We start from the raw sequence: 3798 nt of genomic DNA, 5'->3' as shown, positions 1-3798 counted from the left end.
CCCGCCCATCCAGGGTGCCCACCGAGAAGCTGGTGAGTGCGCCGATCAGGTCCATGTCCGGTTTCATTGTTGTTTGCCCCTTGGCCTTCGATGACCAAAGATCTACCCAATCCCACAAGCCTTGTCTGCTCTCCACCTAGAGGGTGGATTTTGTTTCAAATGCAGAAAATCAGCGAAAAGTAGTAACTGAAACCATCTCCGAGCTGCCCTGAGACCTGCTGAGTTTGAGAGTTCCTAAAGCGTGGCTGCCTGTCATTGGCATGTAAACGCAATGACAGGTGGTCCGGGCGGCGCTGCCTTTTAATATTACATATTGGACGGGTGAGGCCTGCGAAACGCCACGTCGCCGGTTTCTCAAAAGGCTGATGAGAGTTATCTGTGTCATTGCCCTGATGCTGGTGCGCGCCAACCCATGTTTTTACAGCGGAGCGCTGAGCGTGGCATCTTCTACAACAAGGGCTACGCTTCCGTTCTCGATTGGCGTCTTCTCATGCGTTCTAGCAGCCATGCGCCGATGGGTGATCCGAGCATGCTTGCGATGCGGAGAAGATCATCGCGGAAGTGCATTCGGGTGAAGCGCCGCATATGGACGCTCTCATATTCGTCGTCAGGCGCACGGGTTATTTCGGGCAGTTTGCCTCTACGATTCCTTTAGGCAATGCGCTGAGAACTCGCTGATTTCCGCGGGCTTCACACCTCCTGCGCTCATTCGCCTGCCCATGTTTGTCCACGGATCGGACGCATCAAAGTCCAGCTTGAGGCGTTGAATATCAGGCTGCGGGTCTTGCTCGAGACATTGAGGGCAGGGGGCGGAGGTCATCATGCTTCGTCGTTTCTGGTATACGCTTGCGTGCTTGCCGCTCATCGGCATCCTCATCCCGATCCTCCCTGCTAGAGCCGAGCCGCAGCTCGATCTGGCGCTCGTTCTGGCAGTCGATATCTCGTCCTCGATGGAAACCGAGGAGCAGAATCTGCAGCGCACGGGCTTTGCCGAAGCGTTCCGCTCCTCGCTTGTGCATGAGGTCATCAAGAATGGGCCGATGGGGCGCATTGCGGTGACTTACGTAGAATGGTCGGGCGCCAAGGATCAAACCATTCTTGTGCCGTGGACGGTGATCGACAGCCCGGAAAAAGCGAAGTCCTTCGCCGATAACCTATCAAGCAAGCCCACGCGTCAGGCGGGCATGACATCGATCTCCGCCGCCATCGACTTCAGCCGTGGACTCTTCGTCGATGTGGGAAAGATCGCGGCCCGACGTGTCATCGATGTCTCCGGCGATGGCCCGAACAACGACGGGCGCAGGATCGCTTATGCGAGGGATGAGGCCGTCGCGGATGGGATCGTCATCAACGGCTTGCCGATCATGTTCGCGCGGACCATGGGCAGCCCGGAAATGGAAGGGCTCGATGACTATTACCGGGAATGCGTCATCGGTGGCGTGGGCTCGTTCATGATCCCCCTCCACGATTCCGAGCAATTCGCCATGGTGATCCGCACGAAGATCATGCGGGAGATCGCTGGCCTAGAGGAGGGTCCGCTCAAGCTCGTTCCGGCCCAGGCCACCATGAATTGCGTAACCGGGGAGAAGCGCAAGGCCGAGGATGGAATCAGCGAGAACAAGCGACCTTGAGGGTCGCTGATTCGCGGCTCGGAGTTGCCTGCCCCCCTGAAAAGCCAGCGCTGACGCTGCGTTATTGGCATTTCCCCCTTAAGAACGCATGCCTGTAGGGCACGGAATGCAGAAACCGTCTTGACCGGAACCTATCCTCATGCGACGGCGGCATATGGCCTTTTCGCAGGGCCAAGCGCATCATCAGGTTATTCCCTCAAATTAAAGGGGCTTTTACATGAACAAGAACGACCTCATCGAGCACATCGCTCAGGAATTCGAGCTGACCAAGACCTACGCTCGCGACATCATCGACAACGTGTTCGACACGATCTCGGCTTCGGTCCAGCAGGGCGATGAAGTCTCGATCTTCGGCTTCGGCAAGTTCAAGCTCGTCGAGCGCAAGGCTCGCAAGGGCCGCAACCCGCAGACCGGCGAGGCCATCAAGATCGCTGCTTCGAAGAACGTGAAGTTCGAGCAGGCCAAGGCCATGAAGGAACTGGTCAACACCAAGCGTCGCGGCAAGAAGTAAGCCGAACGCAACAGACGTTTCGATTGGGCGCCCTCACGGGCGCCCAATTTGTTTTTGGGCTTAAGCGATGCTCTAGCGCATGAGGCCTGCGGCTCGCAGTGCCTTGTTGATGACGGCGCCTACATCAGGCATCGCGGAATGGCGCCTGCCTTTGTGGGTTTCGGCGCGAGCTGAAACGGTTTCTTCCTCGGGAGGCAGAATCTCCACCTCAGGCTGCTTCGGTCGGGCCTCTGCTTTTGGTATGGGCTCCGCCTGCGGCTTCTGCCGGACCTTGCGTCCTGCCGATGTCAGTCCCCAGAACTGCGCAACGCGATAGCTCGACGAGATGCCGACCTCCAGCAAAAAGGGACCTGCGGCGCCGTAGCTGTTCTCACCGCCCGTTGCCACTGGCGTCCCATGCGCCATGCCGGTGATCGTGTACTCCTCGATGACCGCCTCGCCGTCCGCATTCGTCCAGACACGGCGCGGATATCCATCGACGGTTTCCTTGCGGTCGGGCTTGGCCTTCAGGCCATGCACGTTCGTCCATTGCTTGATGATCTCGCCGGCATTCATGGGCCTCACCGTCGCGTCGGCGCTGCCGTGCCAGACGGAGACCTTGGGCCAAGGGCCGCGATGCGTTGAGGCGCGGCGCACCAGATCGCCCCATTCCTCAGCGGGGCGCGAGGGCCCCTGGAACATGCTCTCGAATGCCTCGGCAACGGTCGTGGCGCTGCGATAGGGAAGGCCCGCAATGATCGCGCCACCGGCGAACACGTCCGGATAGGTTGCCAGCATCGTGGCCGTCATGGCACCGCCGGCGGAAAGGCCGGTGACGAAAACCTTTTTAGGATCGACACCATGATCGCGCACTGCGCGCGCGACCATCTGCCGGATCGAGTGCGCCTCGCCGCGATCGCGCTCGATATCTTGCACCTGAAACCAGTTGAAGCAGCGCTTGATGTTGTTGGCTTCCTGCTGCTCCGGATAGACGACGATGAAGCCGTATTCTTCTGCCAGAACCGACCATCCCGATCCGTAATCATAGCCGGCGGCATTCTGCGTGCAGCCATGCAGAACCACCACGAGGGCAGGGGAAGCTGCTACCTCCGGCGGCACATAGCTGAACATGCGCAGATTGCCGGGGTTGGCTCCGAAATCCGTCGTCTCCACCAGCCGACTCGAAGAGGTCGGAGGAGGCTCGAAGGAGGAGCCGAAGGTCGAGGTTTGCGTCAAGCTTTCCCATTGGCTTCTATAGCGAGCCAATTGGTGAAGCATGTCTCCTAAGCGCTGCATGCGGCATATCCTCGAGCGTGTCTGAATGTGAGACAACGCATTAACGGACGCCACGTTGCAATGCAAAAATATATATTGCACTGCAATAAAAAGTGATGTGCGCTCCGCTTAGCCGAGCCCCCACGGTGGGCGGAGCGCCTATAAAATGGTGAGTGAACTTCTTAAAATATCTTCAGTTGACGGCGTAGGAGGGTGTGTCGCCCATGAGCGCGGCCTTTGCGGCGAGGAGCAAGGCCTCGCCGAGCTCGCGCGCATGCTCCGGCGTCATCGCCACCGGCATCTGATGCCGCACGCCACGCTCGTATTCTTCCGGTGTGGTGGCCAGCTCGATCACCATCATCGCATCCCGCCCATCCAGGGTGCCCACCGAGAAGCTGGTGA

Annotated in this window: 4 protein-coding genes; 2 read left to right on the top strand and 2 right to left on the bottom strand. The window is 59.0% G+C overall.

The features are described 5' to 3' along the window. The first annotated feature begins 821 nt into the window (after nucleotides 1-821). Together AB4Y85_RS19310 and AB4Y85_RS19305 are read left to right on the top strand one after the other, a co-directional pair. Complete coding sequence (locus AB4Y85_RS19310) at nucleotides 822-1631, top strand: DUF1194 domain-containing protein (protein WP_441986526.1); 810 nt, start codon at nucleotides 822-824, stop codon at nucleotides 1629-1631. A 217-nt stretch (nucleotides 1632-1848) separates the two neighbouring features. Further along, nucleotides 1849-2142, top strand: a complete 294-nt coding sequence (locus AB4Y85_RS19305; protein WP_441986525.1) for an HU family DNA-binding protein — start codon at nucleotides 1849-1851, stop codon at nucleotides 2140-2142. Between the two features lie 72 nt (nucleotides 2143-2214). Here the strand turns inward: AB4Y85_RS19305 and AB4Y85_RS19300 are convergent, their stop codons facing one another. Next, nucleotides 2215-3417 (bottom strand): extracellular catalytic domain type 1 short-chain-length polyhydroxyalkanoate depolymerase, encoded by a 1203-nt coding sequence (locus AB4Y85_RS19300; protein WP_441986524.1) that lies wholly within the window; start codon nucleotides 3415-3417, stop codon nucleotides 2215-2217. Between the two features lie 172 nt (nucleotides 3418-3589). Next, nucleotides 3590-3798: hypothetical protein (locus AB4Y85_RS19295; RefSeq protein ID WP_441983234.1), on the bottom strand; the 209-nt coding region annotated here is incomplete at its 5' end.

This window comes from Microvirga sp. 2YAF29, from assembly GCF_052114605.1.
Lineage (GTDB): Bacteria > Pseudomonadota > Alphaproteobacteria > Rhizobiales > Beijerinckiaceae > Microvirga.
The sequence above is the reverse complement of the archived record's forward strand: the minus strand, read 5'-3'. Positions and strand labels throughout refer to the sequence as shown.

What these genes read in the sequence shown, in the direction of transcription:
- AB4Y85_RS19310 (WP_441986526.1), top strand. Translation starts at nt 822, where the DNA reads ATGCTTCGTCGTTTCTGGTATACGCTTGCGTGCTTGCCGCTCATCGGC.
- AB4Y85_RS19305 (WP_441986525.1), top strand. Translation starts at nt 1,849, where the DNA reads ATGAACAAGAACGACCTCATCGAGCACATCGCTCAGGAATTCGAGCTG.
- AB4Y85_RS19300 (WP_441986524.1), bottom strand. Translation starts at nt 3,417, where the DNA reads ATGCAGCGCTTAGGAGACATGCTTCACCAATTGGCTCGCTATAGAAGC.